At 40.6% G+C, this 21,605-nt stretch carries 17 protein-coding genes; 1 reads left to right on the top strand and 16 read right to left on the bottom strand.

Annotation, left to right across the window (positions count from 1 at the left end; genetic code table 11):
- Nucleotides 1–19: 19 nt before the first annotated feature.
- The 12 genes from ALE3EI_RS09185 to ALE3EI_RS09240 form a co-directional block, all read right to left on the bottom strand.
- Nucleotides 20–751: a shikimate dehydrogenase family protein gene (locus ALE3EI_RS09185; RefSeq protein WP_186987985.1), complete on the bottom strand. Its 732-nt coding sequence runs from the start codon at nt 749–751 to the stop codon at nt 20–22.
- Nucleotides 744–1,766 carry a DUF368 domain-containing protein gene (locus tag ALE3EI_RS09190; protein ID WP_186987986.1) on the bottom strand — a complete coding sequence of 341 codons (1,023 nt, stop codon included), beginning with the start codon at nt 1,764–1,766 and terminating at the stop codon, nt 744–746. The genes ALE3EI_RS09185 and ALE3EI_RS09190 overlap by 8 nt, the downstream gene beginning before the upstream one ends.
- A gap of 3 nt (nt 1,767–1,769) precedes the next feature.
- Nucleotides 1,770–2,735 (bottom strand): DUF368 domain-containing protein, encoded by a 966-nt coding sequence (locus ALE3EI_RS09195; protein WP_186987988.1) that lies wholly within the window; start codon nt 2,733–2,735, stop codon nt 1,770–1,772.
- Nucleotides 2,736–2,768: 33 nt separating this feature from the next.
- Nucleotides 2,769–4,169, bottom strand: a complete 1,401-nt coding sequence (locus ALE3EI_RS09200; RefSeq protein WP_186987990.1) for a tetratricopeptide repeat protein — start codon at nt 4,167–4,169, stop codon at nt 2,769–2,771.
- Between the two features lie 130 nt (nt 4,170–4,299).
- Nucleotides 4,300–5,496 carry an aspartate aminotransferase family protein gene (locus ALE3EI_RS09205; protein WP_186987992.1) on the bottom strand — a complete coding sequence of 399 codons (1,197 nt, stop codon included), beginning with the start codon at nt 5,494–5,496 and terminating at the stop codon, nt 4,300–4,302.
- Between the two features lie 15 nt (nt 5,497–5,511).
- Entirely contained in the window at nt 5,512–7,338 is a 1,827-nt protein-coding gene (locus tag ALE3EI_RS09210) for an OstA-like protein (protein ID WP_233279947.1), read from the bottom strand.
- Nucleotides 7,339–7,389: 51 nt separating this feature from the next.
- Nucleotides 7,390–8,661 (bottom strand): adenylosuccinate synthase, encoded by a 1,272-nt coding sequence (locus ALE3EI_RS09215; RefSeq protein WP_186987994.1) that lies wholly within the window; start codon nt 8,659–8,661, stop codon nt 7,390–7,392.
- 31 nt (nt 8,662–8,692) lie between these two features.
- Nucleotides 8,693–9,148 carry a Fur family transcriptional regulator gene (locus ALE3EI_RS09220; RefSeq protein ID WP_186987996.1) on the bottom strand — a complete coding sequence of 152 codons (456 nt, stop codon included), beginning with the start codon at nt 9,146–9,148 and terminating at the stop codon, nt 8,693–8,695.
- Nucleotides 9,149–9,171: 23 nt separating this feature from the next.
- A complete protein-coding gene (locus ALE3EI_RS09225) occupies nt 9,172–11,376 on the bottom strand; it encodes a RelA/SpoT family protein (protein WP_186987998.1) in 2,205 nt (734 codons plus the stop codon).
- A gap of 64 nt (nt 11,377–11,440) precedes the next feature.
- Nucleotides 11,441–12,673, bottom strand: a complete 1,233-nt coding sequence (locus ALE3EI_RS09230) for a M48 family metallopeptidase (protein WP_186988000.1) — start codon at nt 12,671–12,673, stop codon at nt 11,441–11,443.
- A 48-nt stretch (nt 12,674–12,721) separates the two neighbouring features.
- Nucleotides 12,722–13,066, bottom strand: a complete 345-nt coding sequence (locus ALE3EI_RS09235; RefSeq protein WP_186988002.1) for a four helix bundle protein — start codon at nt 13,064–13,066, stop codon at nt 12,722–12,724.
- A 6-nt stretch (nt 13,067–13,072) separates the two neighbouring features.
- Nucleotides 13,073–13,867, bottom strand: a complete 795-nt coding sequence (locus tag ALE3EI_RS09240; RefSeq protein WP_186988004.1) for a TrmH family RNA methyltransferase — start codon at nt 13,865–13,867, stop codon at nt 13,073–13,075.
- Between the two features lie 107 nt (nt 13,868–13,974).
- Between ALE3EI_RS09240 and ALE3EI_RS09245 the strand changes: the two genes are divergently transcribed.
- The gene (locus ALE3EI_RS09245; protein ID WP_186988006.1) at nt 13,975–14,781 is read left to right on the top strand and encodes a DUF6503 family protein; all 807 of its coding nucleotides are present in this window, start codon (nt 13,975–13,977) and stop codon (nt 14,779–14,781) included.
- Here the strand turns inward: ALE3EI_RS09245 and ALE3EI_RS09250 are convergent.
- The 4 genes from ALE3EI_RS09250 to ALE3EI_RS09265 form a co-directional block, all read right to left on the bottom strand.
- Nucleotides 14,778–16,019 (bottom strand): hypothetical protein, encoded by a 1,242-nt coding sequence (locus tag ALE3EI_RS09250; protein ID WP_186988008.1) that lies wholly within the window; start codon nt 16,017–16,019, stop codon nt 14,778–14,780. The genes ALE3EI_RS09245 and ALE3EI_RS09250 overlap by 4 nt on opposite strands.
- 127 nt (nt 16,020–16,146) lie before the next feature.
- On the bottom strand, nt 16,147–17,439 hold the full coding sequence (locus ALE3EI_RS09255) for an amidohydrolase family protein (protein ID WP_186988010.1): 1,293 nt from the start codon (nt 17,437–17,439) through the stop codon (nt 16,147–16,149).
- Nucleotides 17,440–17,445: 6 nt separating this feature from the next.
- Complete coding sequence (locus tag ALE3EI_RS09260) at nt 17,446–20,403, bottom strand: amidohydrolase family protein (RefSeq protein ID WP_186988012.1); 2,958 nt, start codon at nt 20,401–20,403, stop codon at nt 17,446–17,448.
- A gap of 91 nt (nt 20,404–20,494) precedes the next feature.
- On the bottom strand, nt 20,495–21,562 hold the full coding sequence (locus tag ALE3EI_RS09265) for a DUF3810 domain-containing protein (protein WP_186988013.1): 1,068 nt from the start codon (nt 21,560–21,562) through the stop codon (nt 20,495–20,497).
- Nucleotides 21,563–21,605: the final 43 nt, after the last annotated feature.

The raw sequence follows: 21,605 nt of genomic DNA on the forward strand, positions 1-21,605 counted from the left end.
AAGAAAATAATGCTCTTTTTTAGGATTTCCAGATGCTCCAGGATTTTTTTGCCTGAAATTCCAGCATTTTCAAACCGTTTTGAACTCTTGCTCCCTGTATGAAGCCTCGTTTTAAAAATTCAGATTCACTGGGATTGTAGATGAGATCATACAACACATGATTCTTGCCTAAAAATTGATAGGGTAGCTTAGGACACTCCAGAATATTAGGATAAGTACCCAAGGGCGTACAATTTACAATGAGACAATGTGACTCGATCACATCCCTCGTAAGCTTAGAATAGGGTAGGGTCCATTCCTTTTTACCACGGGAGACCACTAGGTATTTAAATTCCATGGCTTTCAGGACATATTCTATGGCCCTTGAGGCACCACCACTTCCTAAAATGAGTGCCGTTTTGTGCTTTAACGGCAATAAATCGGATAGCGTTTTGGCAAAGCCATAATGATCTGTATTATAACCCACTAAAGTTCCATCTGCCAGAATCTTTATAGTATTGACAGCGCCAATTTTTTGAGCTTCCTTATCGACCCGGTCTAATAGCGGAATTACTTCTGTCTTATAGGGAATAGTAACATTAAGCCCTTTAAGGTCGGAGTGTTTTCTTACGATCTCCGGAAGTAAACCGATATTCTCAATATCGAAATTCACATAACTGTCTTTTCGCTCTTCCTTTTCGAACTTAGTTGTAAAAAAGGTTTTTGAAAATGAATAGCCAATATCACGACCAATTAATCCGTATTTAGCCATTTGTACTTGTCCTCGATTTATGGTACCAATCTAAGCTTAAAACTATGAGGGTTCCTATAATAATAAATAAAATTGCTAACATTGTTTCGTTCGAGAGTTCGGTGGGCCAATACCTGTCGTAACCTTTAATAATTTCTCTGCCGTTAGCGTCCATTCGCACCTGACCTTCAGCATCCAGTTCGAGTAATTTTTCTTTCCATGGCCAAACCACACCAAGTGATCCGGCGATAAACCCAATGATAACCGCGTAGGTTGCTTTTTTGTAGCGCTTTAAGACATACGCCAATAGGTGAGAAAGTGAAACCAAACCCACTAGGGAGCCTAAGGAAAAGACACCTAGTACTTTTAACAATTCCATTTGTTCAGCATCATTTACAAAGCTAAAATCGAATTGAAGAAGTGCAGTAATTGTATCGAACAATGCATTCACCGAATCTACCAGCAGCAACACATAATTTCCAAACAATATGAGAATAAAAGAACCCGACAATCCGGGTAGGGTCATCCCCGAAACACCGATGATTCCGCAGAAGAACACAAAAATAAGATTGCTGTTTTCCTTAGCCGGTTCGAGAAAACTGATACTCACTCCGGCAATGATGCCGCATAACAGGTATCCGAGATATTTTCGGTTCCATTCGCCAAAATCCTTGGCGATGAAGTAGATCGAACCGATGATCATTCCGAAGAATGCACTCCATACATATAATTCGTAATGAACGATCAAATAATCCAGTACCTTGGAAACGCTAAAATAGCTAATGATCATTCCAAGTATCAACAAACTTAGGAATTGACCGTTTATATACTGATAAAAACTTCTGAAGCGCCCGTTAATTAAAAGCGCAAAAGCCTTTCGGTTAATTTTTTGAAGGGAATATATAAATTCTTCATAAAACCCGGCAACGAAGGCCACAACGCCTCCCGATACGCCCGGGACTTTATTTGCTGCACCCATTCCCAAACCTTTTAGGACCAACCAGATCTTATCTGAAAATGAGCGAGGTTCGTACATTTTTTATTTTTTCTGAATTGCAATTCGTTCCAGAATAAAGATACTTAAAAAGCCAAGGACAATAAAGACCATGGCCAATAGAATTTTTGGATCATCGGGGTAGGAAGTAGGGAAAATACTTTTCTCCAAAAAGGGAATTTTTTCTCCATCGTGATTTAATCGATATTCCAAAACTTCTTTCCATGGCCAGATCTTGTTTAAGGCACCGATCATAAATCCGGTTAGGATAGCGAGGATAAGGTTTTTATGATTTTTAAACATCCAGTTCAATACTCTGGAGAATACTTTGAGACCCACAATAGCTCCCGCCGCAAAGATGAGGATCTTTACTAATGCGCCGGAGATAAGATCCCAATTCATTGTGGTAATTCCTTCTCCCAACGTGCTTAAGGTACCGATAATGGCTCTGTATGCTCCTAGTAACAAGAGGATAAAAGATCCTGATATCCCAGGTAATATCATCGCGATGATCGCAATAAAGCCGGCTAAGAAAAGAAACCAGTTGCTGTCCGGAGTTCCTACAGGTTTTGCAAGGGTAATGGCATAAGCAAAGCCCGAAGCAATTACAAGAGCCAGTATATTCACCAACTTCCATTCACTAACCTGTTTACCCACATATATTATACTCGCAGCGACGAGTCCGAAAAAAAACGACCATACTAAAAGGGGATGGTCGGAGAGTAGCCAGGTGATTAGTTTTGCCAATGAAATTATGCTTAGGATCACCCCCGAGAATAAAGCAAGCAGGAATCCTAGATTATAATGTCGCCAGGCACTTAAAAACCCCTCAGCTCGCCAAATTTTAAAAAACCCGAGGTCGAGTTTGTGAATGGTCTCGATCAATTCTTCGTAGATACCGGATATAAAGGCAATGGTACCGCCAGAAACTCCCGGGACTACATCGGCAGCTCCCATGGCAATTCCTTTTAAAGAAATAACGAGGTATTGGAGCAGATTACGTGAAGGCATAGATTGCGTGTCTTTGCCTCAAAATTAAGGAAATTAAACAGAAGGATTTTGTCGTTTCTGAATTATTTCCCGCACCGATTTCCGCTCGTAGATGGACGGGAAGATCTCTTCGATGATCATGACAAATTCCGGCTCGAACTTTAGAGCATTCTTTAAATGATATTCACCCTTGGTTTCTTCATTCAAATAATAGTAAACACCGGCCAGCCTGTATTCGATCTCGGCACACTCCGGATAGAATTCTGCTGCCTGATTCAAATTATTGACTGCAGCCTCGTATTCGCCCAAACGAATCAATATATCCGACCGTGATACCCAGGTCTCAAGTTCGTAGTTGCCTAATTCAATTGTTCTTCTAAAGGCGTGTTCTGCCTCTTCAAAATGATTGAGTCGATTACTTATTCGGGCATATCGCTTCCAGTACAGCACGTTTTCACTGTCGATATTGATAGCCTTGTCTATATAATAGAGCGCCTTCTGATAATTTTTCCGTTTAAAATAAAAATCGGTGATCGCTATCCAGCCTTTATCCAATAGCGAATCTTCTTCTACACATTTTGTGAAGAACTGAAGCGCCAGCTCACTATTCCCTAGTTTTTCGTGGCATTTTCCGATCCGTAAGAGGGCAAATGAAGTGGGATCATCGAGCCCTAAAGTGATCGAATAACTTTCGATCGCCTCGTGATATTGCTTGAGTTTTTCCTGCACCTTTCCTTTTTCGAGATAGGCGCCAATAAAGGAATCGTCGCTTATAATGGCAAAATCGAAGGCAGCCAGGGCCTTTTTAAAATACTTAAGTACGGTGTATTGTTTTCCAACCTGATGCCATGCCACTTCACAATAAGGGTTCTTATTGAGAAAGTCGTTCAAGTAATCAATAGCGGCTTCGTGCTGTTCTAAATAGTCGAAACAATAAATGATATTATATAATGCCGAATAATCTTCCTCATCCTGTTCCAGGCACTTCATAAAATAGTACTTGGCATTCTCAAAATCTTCCATAAACAGGTACTCCATTCCCATGAGGGAGAGCACATCTGCTTCGTCGTTGGTGATTTCCAACGCCTTTTCCAAAAGTAAAATAGCCTCTTTGTGGTTATCCCTTCTGGAGAGAATATTGGCTTTCTGAATATAGATCTCCTCATTGGATTGTTCCAGAACATAAAGATCGTCCAGTAATTCCTCAGCGATATCCAGTTTGTTCTCAAAAATATACATCTCTACCTGAAACAATTTCAGATTTGTAGAGGTAGGATGTTGTTCTAATCCCAGCTTGACTGCCTTTCGTGCAAGTGCAATTTTTCCGTTTTCGAGGTAATGCTGAATGATCTCTTCAAACTCTTCAGAGTCAAAAAAGAGCACATTATTAGTCTTAAGCATGGATTCAAAGCGGGAGAGGGAGAAGTTGTTATGCTCGTTAGGGCTCATTTGCATACGCAGCGTTTTACTGATTCTTCTATTTTAAAGATACTAATGTAATAACGGATTCAATAGTTGTGCCGCTATTGTTGTTAACAAGCTTATCAACACAATAAAACGGAAGTAAATTGCTGAAAATCAACCACTAAGCAGAGGGATATTTTTTAGAAACTGATGTGAGAACTTCGGTCAATATGGCACAGCCTTCTTTAATCTCGTCATCGGTAATGGTGAGCGGAGGTGTTATGCGCACAGCTTTGGGCTCAAAAAGCAGCCAAAACAGTACTAGTCCGCGTTTTTTACACTCAAGAATAACTTCGGAAGTAATTTCGGCCGATTCCAGCATTAGGGCAAGCATTAAACCTTTTCCCCTTATTTCTTTAATCATGGGATGTACCAGGAGCGATCTGAAAAGTTTTTCTTTCTGAAGTGTTTCTGAAATGAGATTGGTCTCCAGAAGTTCTTTTAAGGTAGCCAACGCTGCTGAGGCGATCACTGCATTACCGCCAAAGGTGGTAATATGGCCCAGTTTAGGCTGATCACTCAACACCATCATATGTTCCTTAGAGGCCGTAAATGCACCAATGGGTAATCCACCTCCCATACCTTTTCCCATGACCAGTATATCGGGTACTATATCAAAATGTTGAAATCCGAACAGCTTTCCCGTACGGCCAAAACCGGGTTGCACTTCATCAAGGATAAGGAGTGTTCCTGTATTCTTACACCGTTCTTTTACTTTGTTCAGATAATTTTCCTCTGGAAGAATAAATCCGGCACCACCCTGTATGGTCTCCAGAATTACTGCTGCCGTTTTTTCGGTAATTTTTTCAAGATCACCTTCATCATTAAAGACAATAGCGTGACAATCGGGGAGTAGGGGTCCGAAAGGTGTTTTACGCTCTTCATAGCCCATAATGCTTAAAGATCCCAGCGTATTTCCGTGATAAGCATATTCGGCATATAGTATTTCTGAACGACCTGTAACTCTTCTTGCCAGTTTTAATGCTCCCTCTATGGCCTCGGTGCCACTGTTTACTAAATATGTGGATTCTAAGGGTGCTGGCAATTGCTCGGCTAACAATTTGGTTAACGCTACAGCAGGTTCTTGAATATATTCACCATATACCATCACATGCGAATAGGTTTCCATCTGTTCCTGAACGGCTTTTACCACACGTGGATGACAATGCCCCAATGTACAAGCCGAAACTCCTGCCACAAAATCCAGATGTTTATTCCCCGAAGTGTCGTAAATGTAACTTCCTTTGGCATGAGAAACTTCCATCGCCAAGGGATGTGGAGTGGTTTGAGCCTGATATTTAAAAAAATCCTGGTGCATTATATTGTGCAATTGCTAATGTTTTCCTTCGGAAGTGGAATTATCCCGTTTCCGTTTAGGCGGAATCGCATTATTTGGATCCGGAATCGTATCCCGGGTCATGGGTTTTGGATCATTTTCACGATTTTGAAGATCCTCGGGTTTTAATTTAGAATCCTTTGGAAGTTCAATTTCATCTATTGGAATATCATCAAAAAATTCTCCTTCGTCCTTGGGAAGTGGTATCCCTTTTATTTTAGGTAATATGGGTGCCGGTTTGCCCTTGAACAGATCTTGTACACTCAACAACCGTTCCTCACCCCGCCATTGGAAGCCGGGTAATATCCTGGCATTTTCGGGAAACTGAGATGGAGGATAGACTTTACCTTTTGCCTGTTTAATAAAGCGAATCCCTGCGATCTGCTGGGTTTCCAGATACATTTGAATTGAACTGGAAACGGTGTTGTTAATTCCTACTAACTCCTGTTTATCGTTCCGGGAGAAATAGATCACTTCGGCATTTTTAATAATGTTTACCGTGTCCAGCTCGTTATTGGTAAACAGTCCGATAAGCCGTTCACCTTTAACCTGATTGTAGCCAGCACTGTCTTTTTGGATTAGAAATGCATTCTTAAAAACTTTTAATGTATCAAGTTGTTCTGTTTTCGTATTCGAAAGTATATGGATGGTATCTCCAGTCATTTGGTTCTCTCCACTCCACATTACGGGCTCACGTATCAATTTAGTGATCCCTAATTTCTGATCGACAAAAATAGAGTCACATTTCCCACTGGTGGGTTCTTCTTCAGGGAGTCCTCGCTTGAACATCCGGGCTCTGTAAAACCCTTTAATGATCCTATTCTCGGGTTTGCCTGTAACCTGCAAGGTATCGGCATGAACATAGAGTGAATCATTATCTCTTAAGGTCACTGCTACCGCCCGTTTGGTGATAAAAACCGAATCTTTTTCTCGAAATACTTCAGCATAATGCCCTCGTATGACACTTTTATTTGTGGTGTCTAGGACTTTGATATTATTGGTAGCCGAAGCAAATGCCTTGTTTCTGTCAAAATAAATACTATCCCCATACAGAATTCTGTTATTGTAGTCTACTCTGGAATTCTTAACAAAATATCCCTTATCAGTTCGAGTATCATAATATCCGCGTTCACAGTATACGGTACTGGTTTCACTTACTATGGTCGATTCCCCGTATAAATATGCGCCGCCACTTTCAGAATAAAAATCCAATTGCTCACTGTGAACCGTGTACTTTGGATTTACGATCTTCACTTTAGACAAAAATTGATATTTCTTACTTTCAGCAAAATAGCGACCTATTCTGCTGGTAAGAGTACTTGCAGTATCTCGAACGGTTCCTCCGCTTCGATAATAGGCCTGTTGTTTAATGCGGTCGAAATAAAGAGTATCTGTTCTCAGGGTAGTTTTGGGCTCGGTTAGGATCACATCACCGCTGGCAAAGGCAAATTGGGTATTACCATTATATTCGGCGTATTTACTTCGCATGGAGACGGTGTCACCCTGACTAAGCCGAACGCTTCCGTAAGCTTTTACGAAATTGTCCTTTAGGTATACATAGGCCTGATCACACCACATCTCAACGCCTTCATGGACAATATAAACCTGGCCGGTGTTGTCTTTGGTATAAATGATGGCATCGGGGAATTCGGGTTTCTTTTCCAGATAACCCGATTGCACAGAAACCTTTGTTTTTTCGGGGTCGTCCTGTGCCCAGAGTTGTATTCCGAAGAAAAAAGCAATTACAACATACAGGAAACGAATGGGCTTGTTTTTACCAAACCCGGGATTACTGAAGTTAATATTGGTCTTTGCTTTCTGCAATGGACATTGCGTATTTAAATTTAAATAACGAAATTAATACCTGGCTTCGTATTATCTATATATCGTTTGTGTTCTGTCTGGTCCAACAGAAACGATCTTAATAGGTACTTCCAGTTCTTTTTCCAGAAAATTGATATAATCATTTAAGGCTTTTGGGATCTGAGAAGCTTCACTCATTTTAGTAAGATCTTCTTTCCATCCTGCCATTTCAGAATAAATAGGGGTTACATTCTCCGGCTCTATGTTATAAGGAAGATGCTCGATGGTTTCTCCTTTGTATTTATAGGCAGTACATACTTTCAGTTTATCGAATCCACTTAAAACATCACCTTTCATCATCATAAGCTGTGTGACTCCGTTTACCTGAACAGCATATTTTAAAGCTACCAGATCCAGCCATCCGCAACGGCGTGGACGTCCCGTAGTTGCTCCAAATTCGTTCCCCACTTTGGCCATGGTCTTTCCGTAGTCGTCAAAAAGTTCGGTGGGAAAGGGGCCACTTCCAACTCGGGTAGTGTATGCTTTAAAAATTCCGAAGACCTCTTTGATCTTTCCGGGAGCCACACCCAGCCCCGTACATGCGCCTGCCGCAGTAGTATTAGAGGACGTTACAAAAGGGTAGGTTCCAAAATCGATGTCGAGTAATGAGCCCTGAGCACCTTCCGCAAGTATGGTTTTTCCTGCTTTCTGTGCCTGATGCAGGTATTCTTCACTGTCTATAAAAGTAAGAGATTTAAGCACTTTAACAGCAGCAAAGAATTCTGTTTCGAGATCTTTCAGGTCGTATTGAATATCGACATTATAAAAATCGATCATGGCTTCATGCTTATTCGCAAGAGCACGATATTTTTCTTTCCAGTTGCTTAATTCAAGATCACCAACCCGTATGCCGTTTCTACCGGTTTTGTCCATATAGGTAGGACCGATTCCTTTAAGAGTTGAGCCAATTTTAGCCTTTCCTTTTGATGCTTCGGAAGCAGCATCGAGTAATCGATGTGTGGGTAAAATAAGGTGAGCTTTTCTGGATATTAACAAGGTTTTCTTAAGGTCAAGATTAAACTGTGAAAGGTTGTCCAGTTCTTTTTTAAAGATCACCGGATCGATCACGACCCCATTTCCAACCAGATTGATCGCGTTATCATGGAAAATTCCGCTGGGAATTGTATGGAGTACATGTTTAATTCCGTCAAATTCGAGCGTATGGCCGGCGTTAGGGCCTCCCTGAAAACGGGCAATAATATCATAATCTTTAGTAAGTACGTCGACGATCTTTCCTTTTCCTTCGTCTCCCCATTGCAGTCCGAGTAGTAAGTCTACAGCCATAGTGTATTAATAGTTAACCCGCCTGAAGTTGTCAGGTATTTTCGGGTGTTTTTTTATTTCCGTAGAAATAAAGCGAATGATTGGTTATTTCGATATCAAAAACTTCTTCGATGGTTTTTTTTATTGACTGAATTCGCGGATCACAAAACTCGATTACTTCTCCGTTTGAAAGGATGACATGATCGTGCTGTCGGTCGAAATACGATTTCTCGTAATGTGCCTGATTTTGTCCAAACTGGTGTTTGCGCACCAATTTGCACTCCATTAATAATTCGATGGTATTGTAGAGCGTTGCCCGACTCACGCGATAATTCTTATTCTTCATGTTAATGTACAACGACTCAATATCGAAATGATCATCGTGGTCGTAAATTTCCTGAAGTATCGCAAATCTTTCGGGCGTTTTACGGTGTCCTTTTTCTTCAAGGAATGCCGTAAAAACGTTCTTTACAATTGCCTGGTTATTTGGATCTGTTTTTGAACTCATATTGAAGTTGCAAAGTTACTTAATTATGTGCGTGTAACTTTATCAATACCGTTTATTTTTTTAATGTTTTCCACGAGGTTATTAAGAATGTTCTTGTTTTTTACCACAACCACGATCCGACCATTAAAAATACCGTCATTGCTATCGAAATGAACATTTTTCATATTGATGTGAAGGTTGTTGGAAACCACTTTGGTCACCTCATTTACTAGACCTATAGTATCGATTCCGGTGATCTTTAATTCGGCTTTAAAATCCCGTTGAGACGAATCGATCCATTTTGCCTGCATGATGCGGTAACCATAGTTACTTTGCAATTGAAGTGCGTTGGGACAATTTTGCTTATGGATCTTAATACCTTCATTTACTGTGAGAAAGCCAAATACATCATCTCCCGGGATGGGATTACAACAATTGGCGATCTTATAGTCAAGTTTTTCTTCTTCTTTTCCAAAGACCAGCTGATCGAATTTTTCAGAAAATTCATCCTTATCAATATCGTCCGGTTTGTCCGGTTTTCGAATGCGATTCTTAAAAAAACTAACAAATGCGTTGCTTCTGGATGCCGCAAATTCCTTTAACTTCTTGTTGTCGATAATTCCGGCACCCACTCTGTAGAAAAGGTCCAGACTGGTTTTCAGCTTAAAATAAACCACCAGCTGGTTGATCGTTCGTTCGTCCAGTGTGATCTTTAGGGACTTTAATTTTCTCGCGAGCACTACTTTACCTTCGGCGGCAATTTCTTTTTGTTCTTCTTTGAGGGAAGATTTGATCTTGGATCGCGCTCGCCCTGTAGTCGCGTAATCCAACCAGTTTGCTGTAGGTTGGGCCTTTTCGGAAGTCATGATCTCAACCTGATCGCCGCTTTTTAATACATGGCTTAGTGGTACCAGTTTTCCGTTTACCTTGGCACCCCTAGTATGTAAACCTACCTCGGTATGAACATGAAAAGCGAAATCCAGGGCAGTGGCTCCCTTGGCCAGGGAATAGAGATCTCCCTTAGGTGAAAATACAAAGATCTCCTTGGCATAGAGGTTTAGTTTAAACTCTTCCACAAAATCGATGGCATTGATCTCTGCATTTTCCAGCGTGTCCTGCAGCTTGTTCAGCCATCCCTCCAGACCCGCATCTTCCTTCTCGGTATTTTTGTATTTGTAGTGTGCGGCATAGCCTTTTTCGGCTATTTCGTTCATACGCTGACTTCGTATCTGAACTTCCACCCAGCGTCCTTTCGGTCCCATCACGGTAATGTGTAAGGCTTCATATCCCGTCGATTTGGGTGAAGAGATCCAGTCTCTCAGCCGTATAGGATTGGGTCTAAAATGATCGGTTACGATGGAATAGATCTTCCATGCGATAAATTTTTCGTCTTCCGGCTTGCTTTTGTAAATGATCCTTACCGCAAATTTGTCGTATACCTCTTCAAAACTCACATTTTGCGCGATCATTTTTCGTCGGATAGAGAAAATAGATTTTGGCCGTCCCTTTATTTCATATTTCAGTTTTTCTGAATCCAGCGAATCCTTGATCACTTTTGTAAAATCCAAGATATAAGCATCCTGTTCTTCCTTACTCTCCTTCATTTTACCGAGAATATCGTTATAGACATCGGGTTCGGTGTATTTAAGCCCTAGATCCTCTAATTCTGTCTTAATATTGTACAGCCCAATACGGTGCGCCATGGGAGCGTAAATGTACAGCGTTTCAGAAGCGATCTTTACCTGCTTATGATCGGGCATGGAGTCCATGGTCTGCATATTGTGTAACCTATCGGCGATCTTTATGATGATCACACGGATATCCTCATTGAGGGTAAGTAGCATTTTTCTGAAATTCTCGGCCTGCAAAGAAACATCCTTGTCGTACGGCATGTTGGAGATCTTCGTGAGTCCGTCGACAATGCGCGCAACGGTTTCGCCAAACATCTGCTCTAAATCTGCAAGAGTATACTGAGTGTCTTCAACGACATCATGAAGCAAAGCAGCGGCAATAGATGTGGCGTCCAACCCGATTTCTGAGGCCACGATCTTGGCCACTGCGATGGGGTGGAAAATATAAGCCTCTCCCGATTTTCGACGTTGATCCTTATGCGCATCCACGGCGATATCGAAAGCACTACGAATAAGCTTCTTGTCATCGGCGGTAAGTGTGCGATAACTAATTTTAAGAAGCTCTTTGTACTGCTTGGCAAGCTCTTTCTTTTCTTCCTGTAATGCCGCTTCTGTCATAAAACTAATGTACAATTAACCTATGGAAGAACAAAATTTGTGCCCTAACTTTAAAAGCAGTCCTTTATTTTTTTAGGTTTCTAAAACGCTCTAACAATGTGGGGTGCGAATAGTGTACGGTCACATAAGCAGGATGTGGGGTAAGGTTGCTCAAACTATTCTTTGACAGTTTTTTTAGTGCAGCGATGAGTGGCTGCCCCTTGTAGGTAGTCTTTGCGTAATTATCTGCCTGATATTCAAATTTACGAGAGAGATAGTTCATGATAAGTCCGGTAATCTCTGAAATAGGGGTATACAACACACCAAACGCTATTAGGCCTATATGGAATGACGGTTCAGAAACATTTAAGGCTTCAGAAAGCAATGTATTGCCTACGAATAAAGACAGCAACCACAGTGTAAATCCTGTGGTGAGTATTGAAGCGAAAAGATTTATGATGATGTGATTCCTTTTGTAATGTCCCACTTCGTGCGCCAAAACAGCAACAACTTCCTCATCTTCCAGATCGTTGATCAAGGTATCGTATAATGTTACCCGTTTTTCACTTCCGAAACCCGAAAAGTAGGCATTGGCTTTGGTACTTCGTTTAGATCCGTCGATCACAAATATCTTGTCTAAAGTAAAGCCAACGCTATTGGCATAGCTTTCGATTTTGGTGCGAAGACTGCCATCTTCCAACGGACTCTGTTTGTTAAAAAGCGGGACTATGAGTCTGGAATAAAAAAGATTCATGATTAAAGTAACCAGGGTTACAATTCCCCATGCATAGAGCCAAAAATGTTCACCCGTAGTCTGATAAAACCAGATTACAAGTGCGAGAACGCTTCCTCCCAGGACAACAAGCATAAGTAATCCCTTCAGTTTATCCATAAAAAAAGTGTAGCGAGTAGATTTATTGAAGCCGTATTTTTCCTCTATAACAAAGGTGTTGTAGTACCCAAAAGGAATACTTAAAAGATCACTTGCCAGCATAATAATTCCGAAGAAAATTAATGCAATAATGATTGCATTATCAGATATCGACCTCGCCAGTTCATCCACCACGGCAAATCCGTCAAAAAAGAAGAACAGTAAAGTAATGATTAATGTAACTGATGATGTTAGCACACCAAACCGGTATTTTTCCTGTTTATAGCGTTGGGACCTTTGGTACTCCTCCTCCTCATATACATCGGCGATTTCCGGAGGAAGCGGGTCATTAAAGTGTTTGGCATTAAGTGCATCGAGAATCTTATCGATCACAAAATTTATGACAATGATACCAATGATGATGTAGAATAATGTACCTGAATCCATATAAAAATTAGTAATTAATAATGTGTAATGAATAATAGAGGTAACATATTAATTTTTGGAACTCTCAACTATTCTGAAAAGTATTTTTAAGATCGCGGTCAATTTAGAATTTAATTCTTCAAACTCGTCAATGGAAATATATTGTGTATCCTTTAATAATCTTAACCAATACTGAGTCTCCCTTGCTTCTTTGTATGAAATAGACATCTTTGCTCTAAATTCTCTCTTAGAAATCCCACCTATCGCCTCTTCAACATTTGCACCGATGGATGTGCCGGATTTAAGTATTTGTTTTGACAGAATATATTCGTTCTGTATATTAAGTTTTTTACTCAATTCAACTATGCGGATGGCAAAAGAATAGGTCTTATCTGCAATTAAATTATTCTTCATTACACATTACACAAACCCTCTCTGCCGTTTGGCTTCAAATATAAGTATTCCTGCGGCCACCGAGACATTCATAGAGTCAATTTCACCTTGCATGGGAATGACGATATTCTGAGTGCTTTGTTGCAGCCATTCTTCGGAAAGACCGGTAGCCTCAGTTCCAACTATTATAGCGCAAGCTTGTGTGAGATCTATAGTGTGATACGGTTTTGAACTCTGTAAGGCAGCACAGTAAATTGCGATATTTTTTTCTTTCAGGTAGTGCAGAATTTCTGAAGTACTTCCCGTTGCGATGCGCTTGGTGAATATTCCACCTACACTACTGCGAATGATATTGGGATTATACAGGTCGGTTTTCGGATTGGCAAGTATGACCGCATCTACTCCGGCGGCATCGGCAGTACGTAACAGAGCACCTATATTCCCCGGTTTCTCGGGTGCTTCAGCCACTAGGATTAATGGATTTTCCGTTATAAACTGAAGCGCTTTTAGTTGATTCACTCGACTTTCAGCTATAGCTATAATACCTTCCGTAGTACCCCGGTACGCCAGTTTTTGATATACTTCAAGACTCAGTTCGATCACTTCAGAGTTCATCGTCACGAAGTTTTCTGTATCACCGGAAAAAATGTCACGGCAAATCAACACGGTTTTCAAAACATAACCGCCCTTGATCGCCAGTTGAATTTCGCGTTGTCCTTCAATAACGAAGAGTCCTGTTTTCTTTCGTTCTCTGGATTTTTCAATCAGTTGAACCAACTGTTTCACTAACGGATTCTGAAGACTGGAAATATGTTTTTGCATCCTGGTAAAGTTAGGTATTTTGTAGTTTAATCATAAAGATTTCTAAAAAGCTTCCGCGCTCTGTATAAGCTTTCTTATTTTTATATAAGAAACTAAAACCAAAACCTATGAAAACCATTATGCTGTGCCTTTTCTCGTTGTTGATCCTCGCTTCCTGTAAAGATGAAAAAAAGGACGAAATGCCTGTGATCCACGATACGGTGGCAGTGGAGGACCTTCCAAAGAAAAAAGAATATCCCGAGGTAATGAACACGGTTTTTGAAGCCCATGGCGGACTGGCAACATGGAATAAATTTAATAACGTTTGTTTTGAGATGGATGGTAAAAATGGAACCGAAGTGCATACCATTTCGTTACCCAACAGACACACCAAAATTGAAACTGAAGATTGGACGATTGGTTACGACGGAACCGATGTGTGGCTACTTGAAAACAAACCGGATTCGTATAAGGGTAATGCTCGATTTTACCATAACCTGATGTTTTATTTCTATGCGATGCCGTTTATTTTGTCTGACGACGGAATCATTTACGAAATACTACCCTCTGCCGAATTAAAGGGAAAGAATTATGATGCCGTGAAGATCTCATACAACAGTGGAGTAGGAGATTCTCCCGAAGATGAATATATCATTTATGTAGACCCGGATACCCGCCAAATGGAATGGCTGGGGTATACCGTAACCTATACGGATCAGGTAAAAAGTAACGACTGGCATTATATTAAATACGATAAATGGCAGAGCGTAAACGGAGTTATGCTCCCGGAAAAACTTACTTGGTACAATGTAAAAGATAACAAGCCTACCGGCGAGAAAAGCGATATGCGTTTTAAAAAGGTAACGGCCACAGAAACCATCCTGGCAGCGTCAACTTTTAAAAAGCCTGATGGCGCCGTTGTGATAGAGCGTTAATTGTCTACCACATTTTTTCTGAAAGCATCCCGATACAGCAAAACATAGAGCCAGAGAATTAGCCCAAGGAACAGCGTGGCTATAAAATGACGGTCTATCCAGAATCCACTGTAGTCCTCCAATTGTAAATAGTGCATAACTGCTTCGAGATTTAAGAAATATGCGGCACAGCCTAGCAAAGCAATACCCCAATTCATGGATATGAGGGCATATACCACCAAAAAGATCATGGCAGGATGCGAATAGCGCTCGTGCATTTGCGTGTTGAAAAAGAAGAACAGTAGTGGAATTAAGGCCGCAGTTAACATAAATTGTTGGTTGCCGACTTTAAAATTTACTTTTTTCCTTAATGAATGTATTCCTTTTTTAAATATGGGTAGAAGCGCAAAGAAACTGGCAGTGAAGAACAGTATCAATCCCCAGTTTTTGTAAGAAATACCTATAAACGTCGTGGAATCGGGCATGCGCATTAGATCCCCGGATAATACAAGATCCCAGAAATTAAAGGCATTCATGGAAACTACCGGGAAGTGATCCACCGAGTTTGCAACTACCTTCCAGACCGACGAAACTTCACCTTGAACGATAAACGGTAATAGAATTAAGAGCTGTAAACCAACAGGAATACCGATCCATAGTAACAAACGATTCAGGCTAAAATTTTGGATCATAGGCGGAAAAACCATCAAGGCAATTAGCGGTAAGAAGATAATGGCCTGAAGTTTAAAATTTAAAGCCAGAATAAAAAAGACAAGACAGAGGATGATCCTTTTTTGAAAAGCAAAATAACATGATGTGAATACGAAACAGGTGAGTATTGCATCTACCTGCCCCCAAATGATCGAATTATATAGAATCGCGATGTTCGCCAGATAAAATAGCGCGTATATTATGGATTTATGAAGGGTATCCTCCTTGTGTCGAATGAAAAGGATCACAAACCATGCACTTATAAAATGAAATACCAGTGTAATTGCTTTTAACCAATGTATGTTGAAGGCTATCTTAGCAGTACTTCCCTGAATTTTTCCGAAGAGATACAGTATATAATGATACAAGGGTAGATAATCTGTCCCCGAACCGTAAGCATTGCCCAATCCGTATTCGAACGTATGTACGGTCCATTTTTGCCACAACAGCATGTCCAGATGATAGCTGCTTTGTGGCATTAAGAAAATGAATAGCGCGTAAAGCAGAACACTCACCATTATATAAGTCGCTATTCCTTCAAATTTCATAATGCGAATTTTTAAATGCAAGATTTTATACAGCTAGATAAAAATAGCATATTCTGCCAAACTTGATGATGGGAGAACAAAAAAGCGGGAACTCTCGTCCCCGCTTTCATCAATGGTTTAATTCGTATTATTTTCTCGAATATTTCTCCATATACCGTTTCCAAAGTTCGGTTTGATGGGTTTCCAAAGACAGCGCTCTTCCGTCGATAAACGCATGGGTAAGAATGTTGGTACGCATATCAAGGGCATCCCCTTCGCTTATAAATAAGGTTGCGCTTTTCCCTGTTTCAAGAGTTCCGTAGTTTTGATCTATTCCCAGAATTTTAGCCGTATTACCGGTGATGAGTTGTAAGGCCGTCTCTTTGTCTAATCCCTGAGCCACGAGTTGTCCTGCATAAAAGGGCATGTTTCGGGTTTGAAAATTTGACGTACCCGAGTTTTCAAGAGCAACTAGCAATCCGCCATCCACCAATAACTTCGGTAATTTATAAGGAAGGTCGTAATCGTCGTCATCTCTGAAAGGGGTATTATGTGTATGCTGAATTAATACCGGCACGTTATGTTGTTTCAGAAAAGGAATGATCTTATAGGATTCATATCCTCCCACGATCACCACAGATTTTACGCCGCTTTCAATGGCTGTAGTTACGGCGTCTATGATCTCTTTTTCACCGTCGGCAGCGATGTATAATTTCTTGGAGCCATCGAACAAGCCCTGCATGGCCTTAAACCCTTCATTTGGCTGTTCCGAATTGCCCTTGCCGTATGCCTTAGAATTAGCGATAAATCCTTTAATTACGTCAATTTCTTTGGTGTATTCTTTATTGGGTTTAAATCCTCTAGGTTCTCCCAACCACCATCTTCCTCTTCTGAAACTGTTGGGCCAGTTGAGGTGAATTCCATCATCTACCTTTAAAGCAGCATCTTCCCAATTCCAGGCATCAAACTGAACGATAGAGGAAGTTCCGGAAATGGTTCCGCCCTGAGGAGCGATCTGTCCTATCAAGACTCCGTTAGGCCTCATGGATTCTACTACCTTGCTTTCTGCATTATAGGCAATTAAACTTCGAATATTAGGGATCATTTCGCCAATCTCATCCTGGTCATCACTGGCGCGTACTGCTTCTACTTCAACCAGTCCCAGAGAGCGTACCGGAGCAATTATTCCCGGATAAATATGCTTACCGCTGGCATTGATCACTTTGCCCTTTGTTGGAGTTCCGGCACCGCCAATAGCAGTTATAACTCCGTTCTCAAAAACTATGACACAGTTTTCTATAATGTTTCCGTTTCCTATATGCGCTGTTGCACCTGTAATGGATATCGCTTCATTTTGATCGGGTGCAGGCGTTTGTTGCGCCATGCCCTTGAAACCAAAACTTAATACCAGCGCTAAAATTATATATGTTATTTTTTTCATGGTTTCTTAATTTATGGTTTCACATTCAAAATACTGCTTGTCCTTTCCTTTAGGCTCACGGGTCTTTCCACCACCATTCTTTTCGTCAAGCATCATTTTCATAAGTTTATTACGTTCGGCTTTAATAGTTTCTCGTTTTGCCTTATCGGTTTCAATATCGAAATAGACCGTGCCTTCTATCATTGTCTTTTCAGCTTTTGCATAAACCGAAAGGGGATTGTCGCTCCACAACACAAGATCGGCATCCTTTCCTTCTTTTATACTACCAACTCGATCATCGATATGAAGTAGTTTCGCAGGATTTATCGTTACCATTTTCCAGGCTTCTTCTTCACTCATTCCTCCGTATTTTACACTTTTAGCGGCTTCCTGATTGAGTCTGCGTGACATCTCACCATCATCACTGTTTATCGCCACGGTGACACCAACGCTGGACATGATGGCTGCGTTATACGGAATGGCGTCATTTACTTCAAATTTGTAGGCCCACCAGTCACTAAAGGTAGAACCGCCAACCCCATGGTCTCTCATTTTATCGGCAACTTTATATCCTTCCAGTATATGTGTAAAAGTATTTACTCTGAAACCAAAGCGTTCGGCTACTTTCATAAGCATGTTGATCTCACTCTGAACATAGGAGTGACAGCTAATAAATCGCTCACCATTGAGAATTTCGGCTAAAACTTCCATTTCTTCATCGTGCCGAATGAATTTTCCGCTTTTTTTATCGGCGTCGTATGCTTTGGCCCGATTAAAATAATTCACATATAATTGTTCCACCCCCATACGAGTTTGTGGAAATCTGTTAAAGCTCTGCCAGTTCGATTGCTTTACGTTTTCTCCTAAAGCGAACTTTATAAACTTCGGACTATTATCATAGATTAAATTATCGGCATCTTCACCCCATTTCAATTTTATGATGGCCGATCTTCCTCCTATTGGGTTTGCCGATCCGTGTAAGATCTGAATGGAAGTAACACCTCCTGCAAGATTGCGATATATACTAATATCTTCGGGATCCACCACGTCTTCAATTGTAACTTCGGCTGAAGAATTATGACCGGCCTCATTAATTGCCAAAGCTGCAATATGTGAATGCTCGTCGATGACACCGGCAGTTAAGTGCTTTCCTGTAGCATCAACTACTTTGGCACCACCGGCATTTAGGTTATTACCAATTTTTACGATCTTTCCATCACGCACCAGCACATCGGTATTGTTTAGAACTCCCGCATCCTCTCCCGTCCACACGGTAGCATTCTTAAACAACATATCCTGTTGTTTCGGTTTCGATGTAAATCCGTAGCCCACATTAGGATAGGTAATAGGGACAACTTCAGGTTTTTTATCACTGTCTTCTTTGTCCTTTTTTTCTGAACTTGCATTCCCTTTGCGGGTAGCCGTAAAACTCTCTTCTGAACCGTTGGGTAATACCATTCGCCCCGAGAAGTTAGAACCGTCCTTTGGGATGATTCCCGTAGTTCTGAATACTTCATTGGTCTTGTCATTACTGAAGCTTAAGGTGATCCAGTTATCGGTATAATCGAATTTTGTTTTAAACTTTTGATCTCCCTGTTTTACTTCGGCTTTAGGTTTCGAAGCTTCACCCGAAATATCCAGATCGAATGATCTCCCTCCGCTGCTAAACGTATACTGGCCACGGATATCCTTTTGATCCTTGTCTGCAATAAGGTGTTTTTTCCCTTGCACCCAGTTTTCATACAAAGTCGTTTCTTTGTCAAAGATATCACCGCTGGTTACGAGAAAATTCGCATACCGGCCGGGTTGTAAGCTTCCAATTTCATTACTTTTTCCTAAAAGATCTGCCGGAATCGTAGTAAGTGCTTCAAGTGCTTTGGTTTTATCGAATCCATAAGTGATCGCTTTCAGCAATTTTGATTTTAGGTCGGCCGGACTTTTCAACTCATGTGTAGTTAGCGAAAAAACAATACCATTGTCGGCTAGAGCCTTTGGGTTTCCGGGGGCCTGGTTCCAAGCTCGCATATCCTGTAGTGAAATATAATTAGCGGCGTAGGGATTGCTTACGTCATAAGCATCAGGGAAATTCACCGGAATGATATATTTTGCGTTGGTGGCCTTAATCTTATTGATGATCTCGTATTCATCGCCTCCGCCAATGATAATATAGTTAACCCCAAACTGATCGCCTATTTTATCGGCCCTAAGGTTATTGCTTTTATTCCCGGCCTCAAAAAAAGCAGGCAGATTCTTGTTGGCGATCAGAGCTTCAAGCGAACGATCCTTGGTTTCTACATTGCCTTTTTCATACCAATCTGCATCCCAATACATTTGACGTAACAAAGCCATAGCTCCCATAAGTGAAGTAGGGTAGGATTGTCTGCTGGTCACACTTTTAGAAAAGGAAAAATAATTCCCCGATTCATCCTCAAGGATTCGGTCAGCGTCACTGGCGTCATCGTTTAAAGCGACCAGTACACCGGTTCCACGCGCAATTCCGTCCATGTTTAGCGTGTTCAATACCCCAAACCCTGCCTTTCGGAAGTTCTCCGCAGTTTTAGCATCGTATTTAAATTGTGATATCGCATTGTATTCGGGCATAATATGATCATTCCAATAGAACCCTTCTCTTGAAGGACCGTATTGTGGCGATCTACCCTGACCCTGCGCTCTTTTTGGCTTTTCAACGCCAAATCCCGTATATGGATCGATAAATGACGGATAAATATATTTCCCGTTAAGATCGATGACCACAGAATTTTCAGGAATTGAAACAGATCTTCCCGAAGCGATCACTTTTCCATTTTGTATTAAGAGCGTACCATTCTTTACAACCTGAGTTGGAGTTATGTACAGATTTGCATTTATAAATGCAGTGTAGTTGTTGTTTTTTTCTTTTACCCCGTCGTTCTTAGGAAAATAATCCTGAGCATTAATGAACGAAAAACAGAAAAGAAAAAACAATACAAAGTGTAGTTTTCTCATAGAAGTTAGAAGTTAGTTTAAAAAAAGAAGCTTAAAGATAACAAGGGTTTTAAAAGTAACCTCAAAGAATTGACGGTTTAACATTTAAATTTTAAAATGGTTTATCTTCAAAGTAATTTACAACCAAAGCCACCATATAACTATAGCTCATAATGCCTCTGGATTGATTATTTGCTTTTAAAAATTGATCCCAGAAACCCTTTGAGAACTCTTCAAAAGGATTTTCGTATTGTGCCCAGAAATCCCGCATTTCCTTATAACTCTTTAGTATTCCGGGATTCACCGTTTCAAGGATCTCATCGTAGGCATCCATATCCCGTCTTGCAATTTCATTAATACAATAACGCAGTGCGAAGATATATCCGCTGTACTGAATAAATTTATCTTCATTATTTATGGTAGCAAGTGTGGCGATAAAATTGGCTTCATTTTCTGCCGCATATCCTATCTGATGTGCCTCTTCGTGACAGCTCACTACGGGAAATTTATAGGTCTTAATGAGGTTGTTTACCTGAGCCTCGCCCGAAAATGGATTGTAATATCCGCTATATCCCATATAAGTTAGCCCGAGACTCCAGCCACTTTTTTTGATGCTTCGTGGAGAATATTCAAGTTGTGGGAATTCCTTTTCAAGATTTTGATAACCATTTAGTGATTTTTTAAAGATCTCTCGCTGTGAATAGGGAAGGTCGATCTTTACACTATCTGCATACCCCAGTTCTCTATGCATGGTATTCGATTTTTCGATGAGTCGACGGGTTGTCGTAATTAATTCTTCGGTTGTATATTGATAATCCAGTGACAGGGTTTTATGAAGTGGTTGCCTGTAATAATTAAAACCCCACAGCAAGTGAAACACAAAATAAACAAGGGAAACGGTAGCTGCAATATCTACAAAAAACCAAACAGGACGGGTTTTTAGTCTTTTTACATTTTTATACAGCCACCTCAATGCCACTATGGCAATAAGTACATAGAAGAGATCTCCAATGGAAAAGGGAATCCATCCAAAAACATAACGCGATATTTTTGAAATTACCGGGTAGATCCCTCTGCTGTAATACGATTCGACGAACTCCGGAAAATACTTTAAAAATTGTAATGCTATAACCTGAACCGGCAGTAATGTTGCCAGGATGAGACGTGTTCTGTTTTGCATAAATCAAACATACAAAGAAATCTTTTACCACATTATTTTTAAA

This window comes from Constantimarinum furrinae, assembly GCF_014295415.1.
GTDB lineage: Bacteria > Bacteroidota > Bacteroidia > Flavobacteriales > Flavobacteriaceae > Constantimarinum > Constantimarinum furrinae.